Genomic DNA, 21,089 nt, shown 5'->3' with positions numbered 1-21,089 from the left:
CCGGGCGGCGGCGGGCGCCGACAGGGCGGCGGGCCGCAGGGCCGGGCCGGCCGGTAGCCCTCGGCGGCGGCCGGGGCCGGCGCGGCGATCATCCACGCGAGCGCCGCGAGCAGGGCGGGCGCGAGGGGAGAGCGGGCGAGGCCCGGCGGGACGCGGCGCATCGGCAGCCTCAGAACTTGACCGCCGCGCCGCCGCGCAGGGTGTTCACATTCGCCTTGTGGCCATTGAAATCATCGAACAGCACGTACTGATACTCGCCGCGCAGGATGATGTTCGAGGTCATCGCGAATTCGAGACCGACACCCAGCGAGACGCCGCCGACGACCTTGGAATTGTTGCGTCCGAGGATGTAGGTGTAGGGCTGGCTCGCATCCGGATTGTTCGGGTTGAAGGACGCATAGCCGAACCGCGTGATGTAGGCCGGGTTGCCAGAGGCGAGCGCCAGGTTCGCGTTGTAGGTCGCGAGGTTGTAGCCGTAGTTCCGGTAGTTCACGCTATCGTTGATCTGCATGTTGCCGATCGCGAAGCCACCGGTGAGGTAGGGCAGGAAGCTGCCATAGGCGTAGCCGAGCCGACCGCGCACCGTGCCGTATTCATTGATCCGCGTCGTCGATATGCCGTCGATGCCGACGCGCTCGAGAATGCCGTCCGCACGCGAGAGAACGCGCGCCTGTGTGTCGAAGGTCGATCCCGCTTGATCGAAGCGGGTGTAGTCCCCCTCGAAGCCGAAGACGACATCGCCGTACTGAATGTTGTAGCCGGCATAGGCGCCGAAGCTGCCGCCGCGGGCTCGCTTCGACTGGGGCTGGAGCAGGGTCGAGGCATTGAAGTTCGACTCGCCCGTCGTCTCGCGCGACTGACTGTAGACCAGCGGCTGGAACACGTTCCGGAAGCCCAGCGCCGCGTTGCTGTAGCCGCCATGCGCACCGATGTAGAACCCGCTCCAATCGATGATCGGCGTCGAGGCCACCACCGGCTCGTCGTAATCGGCGCCGCGCAGGAAGTCGTAGCCGAGGTCGGCGGCCTGGACCGGGGCGATGGCGGTGCTGGCGGCGAGCAGAGCGAAGATCGCGGTACGCATCGGTGGATCCCCGTGGCGGACGCGCCGCCGGAATACGAAACTCGAAGGGATTCTTGCCGCGGTAACCTTAATTCTCCGTTTCGGAGCCGCGATCGGGCGTTCCGAATTCTGTACGATGCCGCTCCGTGCCGGAAACGACGACGGCCCGGCGATCCCTGGGGACCACCGGGCCGTTCTCCGTCCGATCGCGGCGCGATCGGCTCCCGCCCGGGCGGGCGGGGCGTCCGTCAGTTGCCGTAGGCGCTGGCGCCGACCGGCAGCACCTGCGGCAGCGCGGCGAAATCGTAGCGCAGGCCGATCCGGAACTCGTTCGCGGTCAGGTTCTTGAATCGCGTGCCGTAGCCGAAGCTGTCGACGCCCGTGCGCATCCGGCCGAGGTCGACGTAGCGGTAGGCCGCGTCGAGGCTCAGGCCGTGGCCGAGGGCGACGGAGACGCCGCCGGTGAGCGCCCAGGCGAGCGAGGCGACCGAGCGGTCGGGCCGCTTCACCGCCTCGCGCGGGCCGACGCCCGGCGTCCCGTCACAGGCGTCGAGATAGCACGAGGTCTGGGTGAAGGAGCGGGTCGTGCCGATATCGGCCACGCCGACGCCCGCACCGATATAGGGGGTGAAGCCCCACCACGTGCCGAGATCGGCGTAGACGTTCACGAGGGCGGTCAGGGCGTCGACGCGGCCGGTCTCGATGTTGCCGCCGGTGACGAAGTTCGAGCGCGACGAGAAGGTGCGGAAGCGGCTGTCCACGCGCTGGTCGACGGTGGCGTCGATGCGCAGCCAGGGATTGATGCGGTAGCCGACGCCGCCGCCGTAGCCGCCGGCATCGCTGACCCGCAGGCCGACGAGGGGCGGCACGCCCGGATCGTTCGGGTCCGGCCGCGTGTCGTCCCGGGGCCGGCCGTAATGCGCCTGGGTGAAGTCACCGCGCAGATACCAGCCGGAGCCGATCTCGACCGGAACGGGTTCCGGCGGCGGCGGGGGCATCGTGGGCAGCAGGTCGGCCGCCTGGGCCTGGCCGAGCCCGGCGGCGAGAAGCAGGGCCGCAAGGACCGGGCGGACCTCGAAGGCGTTCATGGGGGGACTCCGGACGACGCAGCGACCGGATCGCTGCCGGCCTCGCGGTGAGACTGGATGAGAAAGCTTGTGAACTGCTTAACCCTAATGCTCACGGTTTCCGGCCCGTGAACAAAGACCGCTATAGGCTGAGTCTCGACGCGCTCTCCTTTTGCCGGACCGGCATCGTTTTCGGCTCACGAGCGCGCGAAAACGCAAAGGGCGGCGCGGATCTGCTCCGCGCCGCCCCCGGATCGAGCGTCCGTCCGCCGGATCAGTACTTGCGCACCAGCGGGCCGGGGGCGGGCTGGTAATCCGGCATGATCGGCGGCAGCGGCGCAGCGGCGAAGCCGCCGAGCATGTAGCGGAAGCCGACCTTCACGTCGTGCGCCTCGATATCCTTGAATTTGTAGGTCGTGTCCGGGCAGATCGAGGTCTCGAAGCACTGCAGCGTGCCGGTCTTGGCCGTGCCCATGTTGAGGTAGCGGTAGCCCACCTCGAGCTTCAGGTTCGGCGTCACGTTCATGGCGAGGCCGGCATGGAGCGCCCAGGCGAGGCTGGTGGTGTCGCGGCCCTGGATCACGCCGATGCCGCCGAGCGCGGTGCCGGCGCCGAAATCCGTCATGGTGCTGGTGCGGTGGAAGGCGGAGCCGATGCCGGCACCGATGAAGGGCGTCACGCCGTACCACGTCCCGAGATCGACGTAGCCGTTGGCCATGGCGACGATCGTGGAGATGTGGCCCTTGTAGAAGTCGTAGCCGCGCGGGAAGGGCGGGGTCAGCCCTTCGCAGCTGCCGGAGAAGCAGTTGGCGTAGCTCTCGCCAAAGCTGAGATTCGCGGAGGTCCGGTACTCGGCCGTCACGTCGCCGCGCAGCCAGGCGTTGAACTGGTAGCCGACGCCGGCACCGGCGAAGGCCTGGTCGCCGATCTCGGTCTGCTCGCGCTGATAGCCGCCCTCAGGACCGATGAAGCCGGCCCGGTCCGTGCCCTCGAACTTGTTGAGGCGCAGCGCGCTCACGCCGACATCGCCGCGCAGGTACCAGCCGCCGCCGACATCGACCGGCGGGGGCGCCATCGGCGGCGGGGGGGGGGGGGGGGGAAGGGCGGCCGCATGGGCGAGGCACGGCGCGCCGACGCTCGCAGCGAGCGTGAGGGAGCGCGCCAAGGCGACGAGCTTGGAGCGGGCCATTAACGTTTCCTTCACTCGAAAGCGTGCCGGAAGCATCGTCGACCGGCTCCGGATGACGCTTCGGATGATGGGCCCAAGATCTTAAGCCGGGCTTAACGTTAAATGTTAGGGTTGCTGCTGCCTTCGAAGCGTTGAGGCGCGCAGTTTTTCAGGCCATCGGCGCCTGTCTGCTCGGTTTGATCGAACTTCGCCGTCGGAGCAGCCTCCAGGATCCTTGGATCACGGCACAATCCTCCAACCGATTGATCGTGCCGCAATTTCCGTGGAACCGGCGGCCACGTCCGCGCAACCTGCCCGCGCCGCGCCAGCGATCCAGGGCGGGCTCAGCCGTGGTCGTGCCCGTGATCGTGGTCGTGCTCCGGCAGGGTCAGGCCGAAATGCGTGACGAGATCCTGCACCTGGGCCGGGCTCAGATGGCGCGGGTTGAGATTGCGCAGGAGCAGGTAGAGCTTGGCCGTCTCCTCGAGTTCTTCCGTGGCGAAGACCGCGCCTTCCAGGCTCTCGCCCGCCACCACCGGCCCGTGATTGGCGAGCAGCACCGCGCCGTAGCGGCCGGCCAAGCCCCGGATCGCGTCGGCCACCGCCGGGTCGCCGGGCCGGAAATAGGGGATGAGCGCCGTGCCGCCGGTGCGCATCAGGTAATAGGGCGTGAGCGGCGGCAGCACCGCCTTCGGGTCGATGCCGGGCAGCATCGAGACCGCGACGGAATGCGTCGAATGCAGGTGGACGATGGCGCGCGCCTCGCGCCGGCTCTCGTAGAGGGCGGAGTGGAGGGGAATCTCCTTCGTCGGCTTGTCGCCGGAGAGGAGGTTGCCGCCGGCATCGAGCCGGGCGATCCGGGCCGGGTCGAGGAAGCCGAGGGAGGCGTTGGTCGGCGTCACCAGCCAGCCGCCGTCGTCGAGGCGTAGGGAGATGTTGCCCGACGAGCCCGGCGTCAGCCCGCGCTCGAACAGCGAGCGGCCGTAACGGCAGATCTCCTCGCGCAGACGTGCCTCGCCGCTCATGCCGTCGCTCCCTCGCTGAGTTCGAATCCGAGATCGACCGTGCCCGGGGGCCCGCCGGCCGTGAGGCGCTCGGCGCAGGTGCGGCCGATCTCCAGGCGGGGGGTGCGCATGGTCGAGAGCGGCTGCGGCATCGACGCGGTGATGTCGAGGGCGTGGCAGCCGAACAGGGCGACCCGGTCCGGCACCGTCCAGCCGTGGCCGAGGCAGCAGAAATAGCCGCCGAGCGCCATGTCGTCGTTGGAGAAGTAGACCGCGTCCACCTCCGGCACCCGCGCCATCAGCGCGTCGAGGGCCGCCCGCCCCGCCGCCGCGGAGGAGGGGCCCTCCACCAGCTCGCGCGCGTGCAGGCTCAGACCCGACTCGGCGAGCGCCGCCTCGAATCCGGCGAGCCGCTTGGCCGCGCGCAGGTCGCGCCCGAGATCGTGCCCGACATAGGCGAGGCGCCGGTAGCCGCGCCCGATCAGGTGGCGGGCGCTGGCATGGCCGACCGCCCGGTTCGAGAAGCCGACCACGATGTCGAGGCCCGGCCCGTCCGTGTCGATCATCTCGACGATCCGGATGCCCGCCGCGCGCAGCAGCGTCACCGTGGCCGCCGTGTGCTCCAGCCCCGTCAGCACCAGGGCGGCCGGGCGCCAGGACAGGAGGCCGGCGACCAGCGCCTCCTCGCGCTCGGGATCGTAGTCGTTCACCCCGATCACGCTCTGGAAGCCGGTGACGTCGAGCGCCCCCGTGAGGCCGCGCAGCAGGTCGGGGAAGACGATGTTGGCAAGGGAGGGGATGATGATGCCGACGAGGCCGGAGCCGCCCGAGGCCGCGTTGCCCGCGAGCGAGCCGGCGAGGCGGTTCGGCACGTAGCCGAGCCGGGCGGCCGCCTCCAGAACCCGCTCGCCCGCCTTCTTGGAGAAGGAGCCGTGGCCGCGCAGCACGCGCGAGACCGTGCTTTCGCCGACGCCCGCCGCGCGGGCCACGTCGGCGATGGTGACGAGGCGTCCGGGTGTCAGGTGGATGGTCATGCCGGACCTGGAGCGCTCCTCGAGCCGGATGGGCCGCCGGTTCGACGCGCGCGGCGATCGCAGGCGGCTCCTGTGGCCTTGAGAGGCATAACAAGCGCGCGAAGCCGTCACAACCAAATTGGCAGCGTTGCCAAAAATTGTTGGCAGCGCTGCCAAACCGATGTTACGCATCGGCCCAGCGCCGCCGAACGAGCGGCGAATCGTGCAGCCGCCCGGGATCGGTCGGCCAGGGAGAACGCTCATGTCCGTGCAAGCCGCCGCGGCGCCCGGCGCCGCCGTGCCGCAGAAGGATTTCGTGGAGCAGACCTACACGAAGGTGTTCTGGCGCCTCGTGCCGTTCCTGATGCTCTGCTACGTGATCGCCTATCTCGACCGCGTGAATGTCGGCTTCGCCAAGCTGCAGATGTCGCAGGAGCTGCAGTTCAGCGAGACGGTCTACGGTCTCGGCGCGGGCCTGTTCTTCATCGGATACTTCCTGTTCGAGGTGCCCTCGAACGTGATCCTGCACCGGGTCGGCGCGCGTGTCTGGATCGCGCGGATCATGATCACCTGGGGCGTGATCTCGGGCGCGTTCATGTTCGTGAACTCGGCGACCTCCTTCTACATCATGCGCTTCCTGCTCGGCCTCGCCGAGGCGGGCTTCTATCCGGGCGTGATCCTCTACGTGACCTCCTGGTTCCCGTCGCACCGGCGGGCCCGGGTCATCGCCGTGTTCATGTCGGCGATCCCCGTCTCCGGCATCTTCGGCAACCCGCTCTCGGGCTGGATCATGGACGCCTTCAACGGCGCCCACGGCCTGTCAGGCTGGCAGTGGATGTTCCTGATCGAGGCGGTGCCCGCCATCCTCGTCGGCGCGGCCGTGTTCGTCTACCTCGACAACAAGCCCGCCGACGCGGCCTGGCTGTCCGAGCCGGAGAAGGCGGTGATCGAGCGCGACATCGCCGCCGAGCGCGAGGGCAAGACCGAGAGCCCGCATTCCATCGCCACCGTGTTCCGCAACGGCCGCGTCTGGTTCATGAGCCTGATCTACTTCGCCTTCGTCACCGGCCAGTACGGCCTGACCTTCTGGATGCCGACGATCGTCAAGGCGTCGGGCATCCAGGGCAACCTCAATATCGGCCTCGTCAGCGCGATCCCGTTCCTGTTCGCGGTCTTCGTGATGATCCTGCTCGGCCGCAGCGCCGACCGGATGCGCGAGCGCCGCTGGCACCTGATCGTCCCGGCCTTGCTCGGCGCCGTCGGCTTCGTCGTCGCCGCGAGCACGGGCAGCACGGTCATCGCCATCGCCGCGCTCTCGGTGGCGGCCGGCGGCGTCCTCACCTGCGCGCCGCTGTTCTGGTCGCTGCCCACCGCCTTCCTGGCCGGCACCGGCGCGGCGGCCGGGATCGCGCTGATCAACTCGGTGGGCAACCTCGCCGGCTTCGCGAGCCCCTACGTGATCGGGGCCTTGCGCGACAGCACCGGCAGCACGGCCGCCGGCATGTACGCGCTGGCCGTGATGCTGGTGATCGGCTCCCTCTGCGTCTTCGTCACGCCGAAGGCGCTGGTGAATCGCTGAGCCGCGTCCGCATCCCTCCCCCTCCGTGGGGGAGGGGGCGGCAAGCCCCATCGTCAGGACCACAGGACGGAATCCGATGAGCACCACACCACAGACGGGCCGCGCCGCGGTGATCGGCCTCGGCTCGATGGGCGCCGGGATGGCGGGCTCGCTCCTGAAGGCGGGCTTCTCCGTGGCCGCCTGCGACGTGAACCGCGAGGCGGTGGCGCGCTTCGAGGCCGCGGGCGGGCGCGGCGCCGCGACCCCGGCCGAGGCGGCTGAGGGCGCCGACGTGGTGGTCTGCGTCGTGGTGAACGCGGCCCAGACCGAGGCGGTCCTGTTCGGGCCCGCCGGCGCCGCCGAGACCATGCGGCCTGGGGCGGTCTTCGTCTCCTCGGCCACCATGGACCCGGCCATCGCCCGGCGCCTCGCCGCGCGTCTCGAAGAGACCGGGCGGCTCTATCTCGACGCCCCGATGAGCGGCGGTGCCGCGCGGGCCGCCGAGGGCGCGCTGACCTTCCTGGCCTCGGGCTCCGAGGCGGCCTTCGCCGCCGCGCGGCCCGCCCTCGATGCCATGGCGGGCAAGCTCTACGAGCTCGGCGACGTGGCCGGGCAGGGCGCCGCCTTCAAGATGATCAACCAGCTGCTCGCCGGCGTGCACATCGCCGCGGCCAGCGAGGCGATGTGCTTCGCGGCCAAGCAGGGCCTCGACCTCGCCAAGGTCTACGACGTGATCACGGCCTCGGCCGGCAATTCCTGGATGTTCGAGAACCGGATGCCGCACGTGCTCGACGGCGATTACAGCCCGAAGAGCGCGGTCGACATCTTCGTGAAGGATCTCGGCATCGTGCAGGACATGGCCCGGGCCGAGCGCTACCCCGTGCCCGTGGCCGCCGCCGCGCTTCAGATGTTCCTGGCGGCCTCGGGCGCCGGCATGGGCCGCGACGACGACGCCTCGGTGGCGCGGGTCTACGCCCAGCTCTCCGGCACGACGCTGCCCGCCGCCAAGGCCTGAGGAGGACGCCGATGCCGCGCTTCGCCGCCAACCTCTCGATGATGTTCACCGAGCACGCCTTCCTCGACCGCTTCGCCGCGGCCGCGGATGCGGGCTTCACCGCCGTCGAGTTCCTGTTCCCCTACGAGCATCCGCCCGAGGCCATCGCCGAGCGCCTGACCCGGCACGGCCTGACCCAGGCCCTGTTCAACCTGCCGCCCGGCGACTTCGCGGCCGGCGAGCGCGGCCTCGCCGCCTTGCCCGAGCGCTTCGAGGAGGTGAAGGCCGGCGTCGAGACGGCTCTGCGCTACGCCGAGGCCACCGGCGTCAAGCGCCTCCACCTGATGGCGGGCCTCGCCGACGCGGCCGACCCGCAGGCGAAGGCCGCCTATCGCCGCGCGGTGATCCACGTGGCCGAGCGGCTCGGCGAGACGGGGCTCGACCTCGTCCTCGAGCCGATCAACGCCCGCAACATGCCGGGCTATTTCCTCAACGATTTCGGCGCCGCCGCCGTGCTGATCCGCGACCTGGATCTGCCGAACCTCAAGCTCCAGTTCGACCTCTACCACTGCCAGATCCTGCACGGCGACGTGACCACGCGGCTGCGCGCGCTGATGCCGATCGTCGGCCATGTCCAGACCGCGAGCGTGCCGGACCGCCACGAGCCGGGCACCGGCGAGATGGACGACGCCTTCCTGTTCGCGGAGCTGGACCGGCTCGGCTACGACGGCTTCGTCGGCTGCGAGTACATCCCGGCCGCGGGCACGGTCGCGGGCCTCGGCTGGTTCGCGCCCTACCGGGGAGCGCGCGCATGACCCTCTCCCTCGGCTGCGTGGCGGACGACTACACGGGCGCCTCCGACCTCGCCAACACCCTGACCAAGGCGGGGCTTCGCACCGTCCAGACCATCGGCATCCCGGAGGATGACCTCGCCCTGGGAGAGGTCGACGCCGTCGTGGTGGCGCTCAAGAGCCGCTCGATCCCGGCGGCGCAGGCGGTCGCCCTGTCGCGCGCGGCCGATGCCTGGCTGCGCCAGCGCGGCGCCGCCCACGTGATGTTCAAGATCTGCTCGACCTTCGATTCGACGGATCAGGGCAATATCGGCCCCGTTCTCGATGCCCTGCGCGCGGATGCGGGCGAGGCCGTCGCCCTCGTCACGCCGGCCTTTCCAGAGACCGGGCGCAGCGTCTACCAGGGCCACCTCTTCGTGGGCGCCGTGCCCCTCCACGAGAGCCCGCTCAAGGACCATCCGCTCAATCCGATGCGGGACGCCAACCTCGTGCGCGTCCTCGCCCGCCAGAGCGCAGGACCGGTCGGCCTGATCGACATGGCGACGGTGGCCAAGGGGGCGGACGCCGTGCGCGACCGGCTCGCGGCCCTGGCCGGCGAGGGCAAGGGCGCGGCCATCGCCGACGCGATCTTCGACGCCGACCTCGAGACCCTCGGCCGCGCGGCTCTGGCGCACCGGGTCTCCTGCGGCGCCTCGGGCCTCGGGCTCGGCCTCGCCCGGGCCCTGGCGCGGCCCGGTTCCGCGGATCCGGCCGCGGATGTCCTCGCCGAGCCGGTCGGCGGCCTCGCCGCCTGCCTCGCGGGGAGCTGCTCGCAGGCGACGCTGGAGCAGATCGCGGCAGCGGAGGCCCTGATGCCGGTGCTGCGCCTCGATCCCGAGCGCCTGATCGCGGACGGTGCCGCGGTCGAGGAGGCCCTCGCCTGGGCGGGCGGGCGCGTCGAATCCGGTCCGGTCCTGATCGCGAGCAGCGCGAGCCCGGAAGCGGTGCGCGCCCTCCAGGCCCGGCACGGCGTCGAGCGGGCGGGCCACGCCATCGAGGGCGCGCTGGCGCACCTCGCCGCCGCTCTCGTCGCGCGCGGCGTGCGCCGCCTGGTGGTGGCGGGCGGCGAGACCTCGGGCGCGGTGGTCGATCATCTCGGGCTCAAGGCCTTCCGGGTCGGCCCCGAGATCGCCGCCGGTGTGCCGGTGCTGCGCACCGCGTCCGCCGAGCCGATGCTGCTCGCCCTCAAATCCGGCAATTTCGGCGGGCGCGACTTCTTCGGCCGCGCCCTCGAGATGATGCGCTGAACCGCCCAGTCCCAGCCCGTTGCGGGTGATGCTCAACCGATTGGGCTTCTCCCATCCCCGACCTCGTCCTGAGGTGCCCGCGAAGCGGGCCTCGGAGGAGGCCTCCGGAGGTATCCGAGCGTTCTGGAGAGCTCCTTCGAGGCCTCCGCTTCGCTCCGGCGCCTCAGGATGAGGCCGGAGATGGGGGCACCGATGGCTACGTCCTCAGAGGAGATCCCCATGCACGCCCTGATACTCGGCGCGGCCGGCATGATCGGCCGGCGCCTCACCGCCGCCCTGGTCGAATCCGGCCGCGTCGGCAACGACCGGCTCACCGCGCTGACCCTGGTCGACGTGGTGCAGCCGGAGGTGCCGGCGGGGTTCGACGGCCCGGTCCGGGCCGAGGCCGCCGACCTCTCGCGGCCCGGCGCCGCCGAGGCAGCGCTCGCCGAGCGGCCCGGCATCGTCTTCCATCTCGCGGCCGTGGTCTCGGGCGAGGCCGAGGCGAACATGGATCTCGGCTACCGGGTCAATCTCGACGGAACCCGCCTGCTCTTCGAGGCGATCCGCGCCCTGAGCGAGGCCGAGGGCTACCGGCCGCGGGTGGTGTTCACCTCCTCGCTCGCCGTGTTCGGCCAGCCCCTGCCGCCGGTGATCGGCGACGACTTCATCCCGGCCCCGGCCTCGTCCTACGGCGTGCAGAAGGCGATGGGCGAGTTGCTGCTGGCCGATTACAGCCGCCGCGGCTTCCTCGACGGGATCGGCCTGCGGCTTCCCACCATCTGCGTGCGGCCGGGCAAGCCGAACAAGGCGGCCTCGGGCTTCTTCTCCGGCATCCTGCGCGAGCCGCTCGCCGGCCTGCCGGCCGTGCTGCCGGTGCCGGAGACGGTGCGGCACTGGTTCGCCAGCCCCGGCGCAGCGACGAACTTCCTCCTCCACGCCGCCGGCCTCGACCTCTCGGGGCTCGGCACCCGCCGCACCATGACCATGCCCGGCATCTCGGCGACGGTGGCCGAGGAGATCGAGGCGCTCCGCCGCGTCGCGGGCGACAAGGCCGTCGCGCTGATCCGGCGCGAGCCGGACCCGGCGGTGATGCGCATCATCGAGACTTGGCCGGAGGCCTTCGACACGCAACGCGCGAACCGGCTCGGCTTCACGGCCGACGCCTCCCTCGACGCGATCGTGGCGCAGCACGTGGCCGAGCACGGCGTGAAGCTGTGACGTCGGCGCCTTCGGCTCGAAGGCGCCGACGTTATGCCCTCCCCCCTTTGCGGGGGAGGGTGGCCCGTGAAGCGGGTCGGGAGAGGGGAGCAACGGTGCAGGCTGGAGCGCGGCATCGACGCAGCGCCCGCGTCTGAAGCCGGGTTCCCCTCACCCGACCCCTGCTGACGCAGGGCCCACCCGCTCCCGCAGAGGGTGGAGGGATGCGCGGCGCCAAGCGAGACCGCCTCACGCCGCCACGCGGCCCTCCAGCGGGAACACCTTGGCCGGGTTCATCAGCCAGCGCGGGTCGAACACGTTGCGCACCCGCATCTGCTGGTCGAGATCCACTTGATCGTACTGGAAGCGCATCAGCTCGCGCTTCTCGATGCCGACCCCGTGCTCGCCCGTCAGGCAGCCGCCGACCTCGACGCAGAGCTTCAGGATCTCGTCGCCGGCCGCTTCCGCCTTCTGCAACTCGCCCGGCGTGTTGATGTCGAACAGGATCAGCGGGTGCAGGTTGCCGTCGCCCGCATGGAAGACGTTGGCGACGCGCAGGCCCTTCTCGGCACAGATCGCGCCGATGCGCTCCAGCACCGGCCCGAGCTGGCCGGTGGGGATGGTGCCGTCCATGCAGATGTAGTCCGAGATCCGCCCGGTGGCGCCGAAGGCGGATTTGCGGCCCTTCCAGATCGCGGCGGATTCGGCCTCCGACTTCGAGACGCGCAGACTGGTCGGGCGGAAGCCTTGGGCGATGGCCTCGATGCGGGCGAGCATCGCGCTGCACTCCGCGTCCGAGCCCTCGACCTCGATGATCAGCATCGCCTCGGCGTCGCGCGGGTAGCCGGCTTTCGCGAAATCCTCGGTGATCAGGATCGCCTCGCGGTCCATGTACTCGATGGCGACGGGGATGATGCCGGCCGCGATGATTGCCGCGACGCAGTCGCCCGCATCCTCGACCTTCGAGAAGCCGACCAGCGCCGGCCGCGCGCCCTCCGCCGCCCGCAGGATCCGCACCGTCGCCTCGGTGACGATGCCGAGCTGGCCTTCGGAACCGCAGATCAGGCCGAGCAGGTCGTAGCCCGCGCTATCCAGATGGTCACCGCCGATCTCGACGACGGTGCCGTCGTTCATCACCAGGGTGACGCCCATCAGGTTGTTGGTGGTCACGCCGTATTTCAGGCAATGCGCGCCGCCGGAATTCATGGCGATGTTGCCGGCGATGGTGCAGGCGAGCTGGCTCGACGGGTCGGGCGCGTAGAAGAAGCCCTCGTGGCTGACCGCCCCGGAGATCGCGAGGTTGGTGATCCCGCTCTGCACCCGTGCGGTGCGGTTCTCGAAATCGATGTCGAGGACGCGCGTCATCTTGCCGACGCCCAGGATGATCGCGTCGGCCTGCGCGATGGCGCCGCCGGCAAGCGAGGTGCCGGCGCCCCGCGGCACCACGCGCACGCCGTTGGCGTGGCAATAGGCCATCACCGCCGAGACCTCCTCGGTGGTCGAGGGCAGCACCACGGCAAGGGGCATCTGCCGGTAGGCGGTAAGCCCGTCCGTCTCGAAGGCGCGGCGCTCGTCCTCGGTGGTGACGAGAGCCTCGGGCCCCACCAGCGGGCGCAGGCCCTCTAGGATCGCCTCGCGGCGGCCGAGGATCCCGGGATCGGGCTCCGGAAAGCGGATCGACATGGGCTCTGACCCTTCGCGCGTTCGTCCCTGACCGCCCGGTTTCGTGAGAAGCACTCAGCTCCCGCTCAGCTTCGGCCGTGCAGGATCCGAAGCGTGGAGGGGAGGGGCGGCATTGACCGGCATGCTAGCCGATCGGGGGGCGCAGCGCACGCGCGATGCCGTCGCGTCCGGACCCCTCGGCGGCCGTCCGGAAGACCGCGGGCTTCCTTTTCACGATTGTGCCCTAGATCCCCGCAGCGACGCTCAGTCTCGACCTGTTCTAATCGTAAAAGCTCTGCCATAAGCCACGGCGGCCCTAGCTGCCCAACGGAGGAAAATCCATGCGTCACATGATCCTCGGCGCCGCCCTCGCGCTGCTCCTGCCCGTCGCCGCCCAGGCGGAAGGCGATGCGGCCGCCGGTGAGAAGGCGTTCGCCCCCTGCAAGGCCTGCCACAACTTCGAGAAGAACGGCGTCGGCCCGGACCTGAAGGGCATCGTCGGCCGCAAGGCTGGCACCTACGAGGGCTACAACTACTCCGCCGCTCTGAAGAACTCGGGCCTGACCTGGGACGAGGCGAACCTGAAGGAGTGGATCAAGGATCCGAAGGCCAAGGTTCCCGGCAACAAGATGGTCTTCCCCGGCATCAAGGACGACAAGAAGCTCGACGACCTGATCGCCTACCTCAAGACCAAGGGCTGAGCAGGGCTTCCGCGCTCCCCGCCTGGATCGGATCTCCGGTCGGGCGCCCGGGAGCGCGAATGGTCGACGACGTCGGCCCGCGCATCGTGCGGGCTTCGGTTTATGGCCGCCTCCGTCCCACGGAGGCGGCCTTTTTCATACGGTGTCCCGACAGGCCCGCGCCCTCAGCCGAGCACGCCGGCATGGAGCCCGTCGCGGAGCGAGACGAGGCGGTCGAGCAGGGCGCGCCGGTCCTCCATCTCGAGCCCCGTCATGCCGCCGGCCTGGTTCGGCACACAGGCCAGTTGCTCGCGCAGCGCCCGGCCTCCCTCGGTGAGGAAGATGCTGACCTGGCGCTCGTCCGTGCGGTCGCGGGCCCGGCGCACCCGGCCCGAGGCTTCCAGTCGCTTGAGCAGCGGCGTCAGCGTTCCGGAATCGAGGAAGAGGCGGTTGCCGATCTCCTTCACCGTCAGGCCCTCCTCCTCCCACAGGACGAGGAGCACGAGATACTGAGGATAGGTCAGGTCGTGCTCGTTGAGCAGCGCACGGTAGGCGCGCCCGAACGCATGCGCGGCCGCGTAGACGGCGAAGCAGAGCTGGTTGTCGAGCCGCTGGGGATCGTCGATGTCGACCACCCGCGGAACCTCCGTCTCGCCCCGAAGCTTGACGGCGCGTGGAGCCCGCGCCTGCGACTCTGGCCGAGCTGACATCGCATACAACTCCCATGGGGCAGCCCGCACGGCGCTGCACGCCGGGGTAGCTAAAGCAATATCGTAGCCAGAACAGCACCTGTGCACAATGAATTCAACGCAGGGCCCTCATCGATTGCGCGCAATGCAAGCTCTCGCGATCGGTGCTATCTAAATTGTGCGCAATCGATAGCGGTCTCCGACGGACCGCTGCCCGACACGCAGGAGGTTATCATGCAGGCTTTGTACACCGCTCACGCTCATGCCACCGGTGGCCGCGAGGGCTCTGCCGCGACCGATGACGGGCGCCTCAGCATCGGCCTCGCCACCCCGAAGGAGCTCGGCGGCGGCGGCGGTCAGGGTACCAATCCCGAGCAGCTCTTCGCGGCCGGCTACGCTGCCTGCTTCCTCGGCGCGATCAAGTTCGTCGCCGCGCAGGACAGGGTGAAGATCGCCGAGGACGCCAAGGTCGAGTCGACCGTCGGCATCGGCAAGCGCGATGACGGCACCGGCTTCGGCCTCACCGTGACTCTCAAGGCCACCCTGCCGGGCCTGGACAAGGCCCAGGCCGAGGATCTCGTCCGCCGCGCCGACGTGGTCTGCCCCTACTCGCACGCCACCCGGGGCAACATCCGCGTCGACGTCTCGGCCGCCTGAGGCCAGGGCCTGATCGCACGCGTCAGCGGCCCCGGGCGGATCGGTCCGGGGCCGCTCTCAGAGCTTGTTTGAGCTGGATCGACGGATCGTCATGCGGAGATCCGGCTCGTCCTGCCAGACCACCTCAGGATGAGGGCGAGGAGAGGATCAGCCGGATCACAACACCGGCTCGATCGGCTCGAACAGGCTCTCATTCGTTGCGGCTGTCGTCCATCAGCGGGTGCAGGTCGCGGACCATGGCCTTGAGCCGCGCGTCGAGGATGTGGGTGTAGATCTGCGTGGTCGAGATGTCCGCGTGGCCGAGCAACTCCTGCACGATGCGCAGGTCCGCGCCGTTCTGAAGGAGGTGGCTCGCGAAGGCGTGGCGCAGGACGTGCGGGCTGATCCGGTCGGTCCGGATCCCCGCCGCGGCGGCCACGGCCTTGAGATCGCGGGCGAAGGCTTGCCGGGTCAGATGGCCGCTCTCGCTGTCGGCGGGGAACAGCCAGGGGCTCTCCGCACTCACCCCGTCGAGATGCGCGCGCATCGCCACCCGCGCGAGGTCGGTAAGCGGCACGAGCCGCTCGCGCCCGCCCTTGCCGCGGATCACCAGGGTGCGCTCCCGCGTGGTCGCGGCCGAGCGCGGCAGCGCGACGAGTTCCGAGACGCGCAGGCCCGTGGCGTAGAGAAGCTCCAGCAGGCTGTGCATGCGGCGGGCGCGCGCGGCCTCGCCCGGCCGGGTCGCGGCGGCGACGGCGTCGCGGGCGACGGCGAGGAGCCGGTCGACCTCGGCCACGTCGAGCACCTTCGGCAGGACCCGGCCGCGGCGCGGGCCGGAGACCGGCGCGCTCGGGTCGGTTTCGGCGAGCCCCTCCGCGTACAGAAACCTGTGGAAGCCGCGCACACAGGAGAGCCTGCGCGCCGCCGAGGACGCCTTCAGCCCCTGTTCCTCGAGCCCGGCGAGATAGGCCCGCAGCGTTCCGGCCTCGACCCCGTCGAGGTCGAGATCCGCTGCCTTGAGGTAGGCGAGATAGTCGTCGAGGTCGCGCCGGTAGGCCTGGAGGGTGTTGGCTGCCGCGCCGCGCTCGGCGGCCAGCATGTCGAGATAGGCCGCGACCTCCGGGCCCGCGCTCACCGGTTGCCCGGCTGCAGCTTGGCCGGCGGGATCGTCACGCTCATCTCGCGGGGCACCGGCTTCACGAAGGTCGCCAGCGCGAACATCCCCGCGAAGATCAGGCCGGCCAGGATCGCGAGGGTCGCGAAGAATCGGAACAGCGTCGGCACGTCGGTTCGGTCTCGATCGAGCTGGGGCGGTGCCGGGAAGAGAAGGCAGCCGTGAGGGGCGAGGGGGTTGCATCACGCGCTGGCGGCGATGGCAAGGCCCGTTATGCCACAGCGCGGGCCCCGGCCCGCCGCCCGTTTCCAGTCCCTGGCAAACGCGCTAAGACCCCGGCTCGATACCATGTCAGTCGCGATGAACGAGCCGGCGGCGCCGGGCGAAGAACCGATCGAAGCGCGCATCCGCCGGGCCCTCGGAGCCCGGTCGATCGTGCTCGTCGGCCTCATGGGCGCGGGCAAGAGCACCGTCGGCCGCCGCCTCGCGCAGCGGCTCGGGCTGATCTTCAAGGATGCCGACATCGAGATCGAGGCGGCGGCCGGCCTGACGATCCCCGACATCTTCGCGATCTACGGCGAGCCGAGCTTCCGCGACGGCGAGGAGCGCGTCATCGCCCGCCTGCTGCGTGCCGGCCCGATGGTGCTCGCCACCGGCGGCGGCGCCTTCATGCGGGATTCGACCCGCGGCCGCATCGCCGAGCTCGGCGTCTCGATCTGGCTCAAGGCCGAGCTCGACGTGCTGATGCGCCGGGTGCGCAAGCGCGGCAACCGGCCCCTTCTCGAGACCGAGGATCCGGAGGCCACGATGCGCACCCTGATGGAGGCGCGCCATCCGGTCTACGAGGAGGCCGAGATCGTGGTGCTCTCCCGCGACGTGGCGCATGACCGCGTGGTGCAGGACGTCCTCGAAGCCCTCGATGCCCATCTCGGGCCGCCCGCCGTGGCGGCCCAGTGACTTAAAGCGACCATGTCCCATCTCAGCGTCCACGTGCCCCTCGACGGGGGCAGAGCCTACGACATCCTGATCGGCCGCGGCCTCGTGGACGCGGTCGGCGCGCAGGCCGCCGCCCTCGGTGCGAAGGCGGCGGGGATCGTCACCGACGAGACCGTGGCGGGGCTCTACGGCGCGCGGGTCCGCGCCAGCCTCGAACGGGCCGGGCTGCGCTGCGGCATCATCGCGGTGCCGCCGGGCGAGGCCTCGAAATCCTACGCCGGCTACGCCTCCGTCTGCGACGGCCTGCTGGCGCTCAAGATCGAGCGCGGCGACCTCGTGGTGGCGCTGGGCGGCGGCGTGGTCGGCGACCTCGCGGGCTTCGCCGCGGCGACGCTCCGGCGCGGCGTGCGCTTCCTGCAGGTGCCCACGACCCTGCTCGCCCAGGTCGATTCCTCGGTCGGCGGCAAGACCGGGATCAACTCGCCCCACGGCAAGAACCTGATCGGCGCCTTCCACCAGCCGCGCCTCGTCCTCGCCGACACCGCCACCCTCGACACCCTGGTCGAGCGGGAGATGCGGGCGGGCTATGCCGAGGTGGCGAAATACGGCCTCATCAACGATCCGGGCTTCTTCGACTGGTGCGAGGCCCATTGGCGCGGGATCTTCTCGGGCGGCCCCGAGCGCGACGAGGCGGTGGCGATCTGCTGCCGGGCCAAGGCCGGCGTCGTGGTGCGCGACGAGCGCGAGGACGGCGAGCGGGCGCTGCTCAATCTCGGCCACACCTTCGGTCACGCCCTGGAGCGGCTCACCCAGTACGACTCGGCCCGCCTCGTCCACGGCGAGGGCGTCGCCATCGGGCTGGCGCTCGCCTTCCGTTTCTCGGCCCGGCTCGGCCTGTGCTCGGGCCAGGAGGCGGGGCGCGTCGCCAACCACCTCGCCATGGCCGGCCTGCCGACGCGCCTCCAGGACGTGCCCGGCGGCAGCGGCGATGCCGAGGCGATGCTCGATGCGATGGCCCAGGACAAGAAGGTGCGCGACGGCGCGCTGACCTTCATCCTGGCCCGGGGCATCGGCCAGAGCTTCATCGCCCCGGGGATCGGCCGCGACGACGTGCGCGCCTTCCTGCAGGACGAGCTGCGGGGCTGAGCGCCGGCGGGCGCCCGGTTGCCAGACCGAAGCGCGGCCGGATCCCGCCGTTTACCCGCCCGGAACCGCATCTCGGCTAGCCTGTCCGCGTCCGGACGGCCCGGGAGAGTGGATTGCGCGCATCATCGAGCCTTTCGGCGCTCGGCCAGGATCTCCGCGACCTGCTGACGAGCGATGCGCGCCTGTTCCGCCTCGCCCGGCTCGCCAGCCTGTGGATGGTGCCTCTCACCCTCGGCCTGGTAGCCGTCGTGTTCGGCACCGGGCCGGTGCCGCGACGGAACTGGCTCGGCGACATCCTCGGCAACGACCTCACCCAGGTCTGGGTCGCCGGCCAGGCGGCGCTCCGCGGCGCAGCGGCCGAGTCGTACGACCTGCCGCGCCATCTCGCGAATCTGAGCGCCGCCTTCGGGCCGGATTGCCGGTTCGCCTGGCACTATCCGCCGCTCTTCCTGCTGCCCGCCGCCGCCATCGCCCTGCTGCCGCCCCAGGCCGCCTTCCTCGCCTGGAGCCTCGCCTCGGTGAGCCTGTTCGCCGTGGCGCTGCACCGCGTCGGCGGGCGCGCCGCGATGCTGATCGGGCTCGCGCACCCGCTGGTCTTCTGCAACCTCACCTATGGGCAGAACGGGCTGTTCACGGCGGCCTTCCTCACCCTCGGCGCCGTGCTCGTGGATCGGCGCCCGCTCGTGGCCGGGCTCTGCTTCGGCCTCGTCGCCTACAAGCCGCAGCTCGCCGCGCTGGCGCCCTGCCTGCTCGTCGCGACCGGCCGCTGGCGCTGCCTCGCCGCCTGCCTCGCCACCGTGGCGGCGCTCTGCCTCGCGGCGCTCGCGGCGTTCGGCACGACGCCCTGGCTCGGCTTCCTCGGTACGCTCGGCGAGACCAACCGGATCATCCTGCAGAACGCGGCCGCCGGGCTCGATCTCAACGCCAGCGCCTTCGGCGCCGTGCGCCTCGTCGGCGGCCCCATGGCCGCAGCCTGGGCGCTGCAGATCGCGGTGAGCATCGCCGCCCTGGCGCTGGCTTGGCGGATATGGGCGACCTGCCCGGACCCGCGCCTGCGGGCCGCGACCCTGCTCGCCGCCGCGCCGATGCTGTCGCCCTACGTGCCGGTCTACGACCTGGCGCCGCTGGTGCCGGCCATCGCTCTCCTCGTGGTCGTGGCGCACCGCGCGGGCGGCCTGCACGGGCCCGAGCGCTGGCTGCTGATCGCGACGCCGCTGACCGCGATGATGCGCCTCGGCATGGACGCCACGGGCTTCCCCTTCGGCCTGCTCTTCGCGCTCGCGACCTTCGGCTGCATCCTCGCCCGCGCGCTGCCACGCCGCTCCGGACGCCCAGCCCTGCGGACCGCCTGACCCAGCGCGCACGATTCCCGGCGGACGGACGCAGGATCTTGTCCGCTCTCAAGCCGGCGTGGATGCCGGTTCGGCGAAGGAGAGCGCGGTAATCCAGGGCTTGGAGCCGCCCCCGGATCGCCGCGCGATCGGGACCGGCTCTAGGCGTCGACCAGGGCGTTGCCGGCCACGTGGATCACCGCGTCGAAGGGCGGCAGCTCGGCCGGCTCGACCGCATCCGGCAGGCAGACGATCAGGCCGCGGTCCGCGCGGGCGGCCCGCAGGGCGGCGAGGCGCTCGCGGAAATTCTCGGGCTTGCGCTCGTCGAGCAGGATCGCGACGACGAGGATGTCCGGCCGGCGCACGAGGCAGCGCACGAGGTCGATCGCGATGCGCTCGCGGGGGCCCAGTGCCCCCTCGGTGAGCCCCGCCGCCGCACCCGGCTCGACCCGGCTGTCGAGTCCGAGCCGGTAGACCTGGCCCTCCAGTCCGGCCTCCGCGAGCACCCGCCGGACCAGGGCGCGCACCCGCGCCTCGGCGCCCGCCTCGCCCGCGCTGATCCGGCCGAAGAGCAGGTTCTCCTCGAGGCTCGCCGCCGGGTTGACGCGGTCGGGATCGTAGAACTCGACCGCGCCGCGCAGGGGGGGTGGCAGCATGCGCGCGAAGGAATGCCGGGCCGCCACGATGCGCTCCTCCAGGGCGGCGTCGATCAGGCCGAAGCGGTGGCGCATCTCGCTGTAGCGGAGCGCGAGCCCGATCAGCCGCTCGCGGTCGCGCTGGCCGTCCGGGCCGCGGCGCAGGGTGGCGTCCGCCTGGCGCACCACGAGATCCTCGAAATAGCCGCGCTCGGAGGCCGGGAAGAGCGAGAAGGCGTCGAAGAGCGGATGGTCGTTCGGCAGGTCGGAGAAGATCTCGACCGAGTTGCGCGCCACGGCGAGGCCGATCTCGGTGAGCGGGCGGATCAGGCCCTCCGCCTCCAGCACCGCCCGCAGGTAGGGATGCCGGGCGAGGCGCGGGCGGGCGAAGGCCGGCCCCACCGGCTCCCCGAACAGAATGTTCGCCCCGAGATCGGCCTGATGGTTGTAGAGCGCCGGATCGAAGGGCTCGACCAGCCGCTCGGCCCGTTCGGCGCGCAGGGCGTCGCGCATCCGGACGCGGGCGGCGACGACCGCCCGGGCGAGATCGGGCTCGGCAGCGGGGTCGATCCGGCCGGTGAGGCCGCGAGCGTAGACGAGGGTGTCGAGGCCGACGAGGCGCAGCAGGTCGACGAGATCCGCGTCGCCCGGCGGGCTCGCCGCGCCGTAGAGCAGGTTCTTGCGCAACGGGCCCTCGACCAGGATCGCCTCGCCCGCGGCGTAGGCGATGCGGCGGGCACGCTCGGCCGGATCGAAGCTGCGCAGGTCGTGCCCGCCATAGGTCACGGCGCCGGCCGTGGGTTCGACCTGTCCGGCCAGGACGGCGGCGAGCACCCGCGCACCGCTGCCGCGCCCGCCGGTGATCGCCACGTGGCCGGGCATGGCGAGGCGCGCATCGACCCCGGCGAGACGCTCGCCGGTGGCCGCGTCGAAGGCGCCGACGCCGCGCGCGATGAGGTCGCCCGCCCGCGGCAGCGGTGCCGGCACGGCGTTCGCCCGGCTCCGGCCGCGCAGGGCCGCGGCGTTGCGCGCGATCGCCTGGAAGATCGGCGCGATGGCGTTGCGCACGGAGAGCAGGCGGGAGGTTGCGGCGAGGAGCACCGCGGCCAGGGCGAAGGCGGCCGAGGCCGCGATCAGCGC

At 71.3% G+C, this 21,089-nt stretch carries 20 protein-coding genes; 10 read left to right on the top strand and 10 right to left on the bottom strand.

All coding sequences use genetic code 11. The annotated features are described in order from the left end of the window. Window positions 1–169 precede the first annotated feature (169 nt). The 5 genes from MET9862_RS22215 to MET9862_RS22195 all read right to left on the bottom strand — a co-directional run bounded on the left by MET9862_RS22215 (window position 170) and on the right by MET9862_RS22195 (window position 5,333). On the bottom strand, window positions 170–1,081 hold the full coding sequence (locus MET9862_RS22215) for an outer membrane protein (protein WP_142585041.1): 912 nt from the start codon (window positions 1,079–1,081) through the stop codon (window positions 170–172). A gap of 227 nt (window positions 1,082–1,308) precedes the next feature. Next, a complete protein-coding gene (locus MET9862_RS22210) occupies window positions 1,309–2,148 on the bottom strand; it encodes an outer membrane protein (RefSeq protein ID WP_142585040.1) in 840 nt (279 codons plus the stop codon). A gap of 253 nt (window positions 2,149–2,401) precedes the next feature. Beyond that, window positions 2,402–3,316, bottom strand: a complete 915-nt coding sequence (locus MET9862_RS22205) for an outer membrane protein (protein ID WP_142585039.1) — start codon at window positions 3,314–3,316, stop codon at window positions 2,402–2,404. A gap of 323 nt (window positions 3,317–3,639) precedes the next feature. Then, a complete protein-coding gene (otnC, locus tag MET9862_RS22200) occupies window positions 3,640–4,320 on the bottom strand; it encodes a 3-oxo-tetronate 4-phosphate decarboxylase (protein WP_142585038.1) in 681 nt (226 codons plus the stop codon). Then, on the bottom strand, window positions 4,317–5,333 hold the full coding sequence (locus MET9862_RS22195; RefSeq protein WP_142585037.1) for a LacI family DNA-binding transcriptional regulator: 1,017 nt from the start codon (window positions 5,331–5,333) through the stop codon (window positions 4,317–4,319). The genes otnC and MET9862_RS22195 overlap by 4 nt, the downstream gene beginning before the upstream one ends. A gap of 241 nt (window positions 5,334–5,574) precedes the next feature. Between MET9862_RS22195 and MET9862_RS22190 the strand changes: the two genes are divergently transcribed. From MET9862_RS22190 to denD, 5 genes are all read left to right on the top strand, one after another. Beyond that, window positions 5,575–6,891 (top strand): MFS transporter, encoded by a 1,317-nt coding sequence (locus MET9862_RS22190; RefSeq protein WP_142585036.1) that lies wholly within the window; start codon window positions 5,575–5,577, stop codon window positions 6,889–6,891. Window positions 6,892–6,967: 76 nt separating this feature from the next. Next, complete coding sequence (gene ltnD / locus MET9862_RS22185; RefSeq protein WP_142585035.1) at window positions 6,968–7,885, top strand: L-threonate dehydrogenase; 918 nt, start codon at window positions 6,968–6,970, stop codon at window positions 7,883–7,885. Between the two features lie 11 nt (window positions 7,886–7,896). Beyond that, complete coding sequence (gene otnI, locus MET9862_RS22180) at window positions 7,897–8,679, top strand: 2-oxo-tetronate isomerase (protein ID WP_142585034.1); 783 nt, start codon at window positions 7,897–7,899, stop codon at window positions 8,677–8,679. Continuing rightward, a complete protein-coding gene (gene otnK / locus MET9862_RS22175) occupies window positions 8,676–9,941 on the top strand; it encodes a 3-oxo-tetronate kinase (RefSeq protein WP_142585033.1) in 1,266 nt (421 codons plus the stop codon). The genes otnI and otnK overlap by 4 nt, the downstream gene beginning before the upstream one ends. A gap of 219 nt (window positions 9,942–10,160) precedes the next feature. Beyond that, the gene (gene denD / locus MET9862_RS22170; protein ID WP_142585032.1) at window positions 10,161–11,141 is read left to right on the top strand and encodes a D-erythronate dehydrogenase; all 981 of its coding nucleotides are present in this window, start codon (window positions 10,161–10,163) and stop codon (window positions 11,139–11,141) included. Window positions 11,142–11,369: 228 nt separating this feature from the next. Here denD and MET9862_RS22165 read toward each other — a convergent pair whose 3' ends face one another. Further along, complete coding sequence (locus MET9862_RS22165; RefSeq protein ID WP_142585031.1) at window positions 11,370–12,803, bottom strand: FAD-linked oxidase C-terminal domain-containing protein; 1,434 nt, start codon at window positions 12,801–12,803, stop codon at window positions 11,370–11,372. Between the two features lie 320 nt (window positions 12,804–13,123). Here MET9862_RS22165 and MET9862_RS22160 point away from each other — a divergent pair, with 320 nt between their 5' ends. Next, entirely contained in the window at window positions 13,124–13,483 is a 360-nt protein-coding gene (locus tag MET9862_RS22160) for a c-type cytochrome (protein ID WP_142585030.1), read from the top strand. Between the two features lie 164 nt (window positions 13,484–13,647). Here the strand turns inward: MET9862_RS22160 and MET9862_RS22155 are convergent, their stop codons facing one another. Beyond that, window positions 13,648–14,097 (bottom strand): MarR family winged helix-turn-helix transcriptional regulator, encoded by a 450-nt coding sequence (locus MET9862_RS22155; RefSeq protein ID WP_306438908.1) that lies wholly within the window; start codon window positions 14,095–14,097, stop codon window positions 13,648–13,650. A gap of 288 nt (window positions 14,098–14,385) precedes the next feature. Between MET9862_RS22155 and MET9862_RS22150 the strand changes: the two genes are divergently transcribed. Then, window positions 14,386–14,808 carry an organic hydroperoxide resistance protein gene (locus tag MET9862_RS22150; protein WP_142585028.1) on the top strand — a complete coding sequence of 141 codons (423 nt, stop codon included), beginning with the start codon at window positions 14,386–14,388 and terminating at the stop codon, window positions 14,806–14,808. 190 nt (window positions 14,809–14,998) lie between these two features. Here the strand turns inward: MET9862_RS22150 and MET9862_RS22145 are convergent, their stop codons facing one another. Beyond that, a complete protein-coding gene (locus tag MET9862_RS22145; protein WP_280178984.1) occupies window positions 14,999–15,922 on the bottom strand; it encodes a site-specific tyrosine recombinase XerD in 924 nt (307 codons plus the stop codon). After that, complete coding sequence (locus MET9862_RS22140; RefSeq protein WP_142585027.1) at window positions 15,919–16,071, bottom strand: histidine kinase; 153 nt, start codon at window positions 16,069–16,071, stop codon at window positions 15,919–15,921. The genes MET9862_RS22145 and MET9862_RS22140 overlap by 4 nt, the downstream gene beginning before the upstream one ends. A gap of 178 nt (window positions 16,072–16,249) precedes the next feature. On the opposite strand from MET9862_RS22140, the gene MET9862_RS30240 reads away from it, so the two are divergent. The 3 genes from MET9862_RS30240 to MET9862_RS22130 all read left to right on the top strand — a co-directional run bounded on the left by MET9862_RS30240 (window position 16,250) and on the right by MET9862_RS22130 (window position 19,335). Beyond that, a complete protein-coding gene (locus MET9862_RS30240; RefSeq protein ID WP_244612846.1) occupies window positions 16,250–16,858 on the top strand; it encodes a shikimate kinase in 609 nt (202 codons plus the stop codon). 12 nt (window positions 16,859–16,870) lie between these two features. Continuing rightward, entirely contained in the window at window positions 16,871–17,983 is a 1,113-nt protein-coding gene (aroB, locus tag MET9862_RS30235; RefSeq protein WP_244612845.1) for a 3-dehydroquinate synthase, read from the top strand. A 113-nt stretch (window positions 17,984–18,096) separates the two neighbouring features. Continuing rightward, on the top strand, window positions 18,097–19,335 hold the full coding sequence (locus MET9862_RS22130; RefSeq protein ID WP_244612844.1) for a glycosyltransferase family 87 protein: 1,239 nt from the start codon (window positions 18,097–18,099) through the stop codon (window positions 19,333–19,335). A gap of 140 nt (window positions 19,336–19,475) precedes the next feature. Here the strand turns inward: MET9862_RS22130 and MET9862_RS22125 are convergent. Continuing rightward, window positions 19,476–21,089: P-loop NTPase family protein (locus tag MET9862_RS22125; RefSeq protein ID WP_497756011.1), on the bottom strand; the 1,614-nt coding region annotated here is incomplete at its 5' end.

This window comes from Methylobacterium symbioticum (assembly GCF_902141845.1).
Lineage (GTDB): Bacteria > Pseudomonadota > Alphaproteobacteria > Rhizobiales > Beijerinckiaceae > Methylobacterium > Methylobacterium symbioticum.
This window is presented reverse-complemented; position numbering and strand designations above follow the sequence as displayed.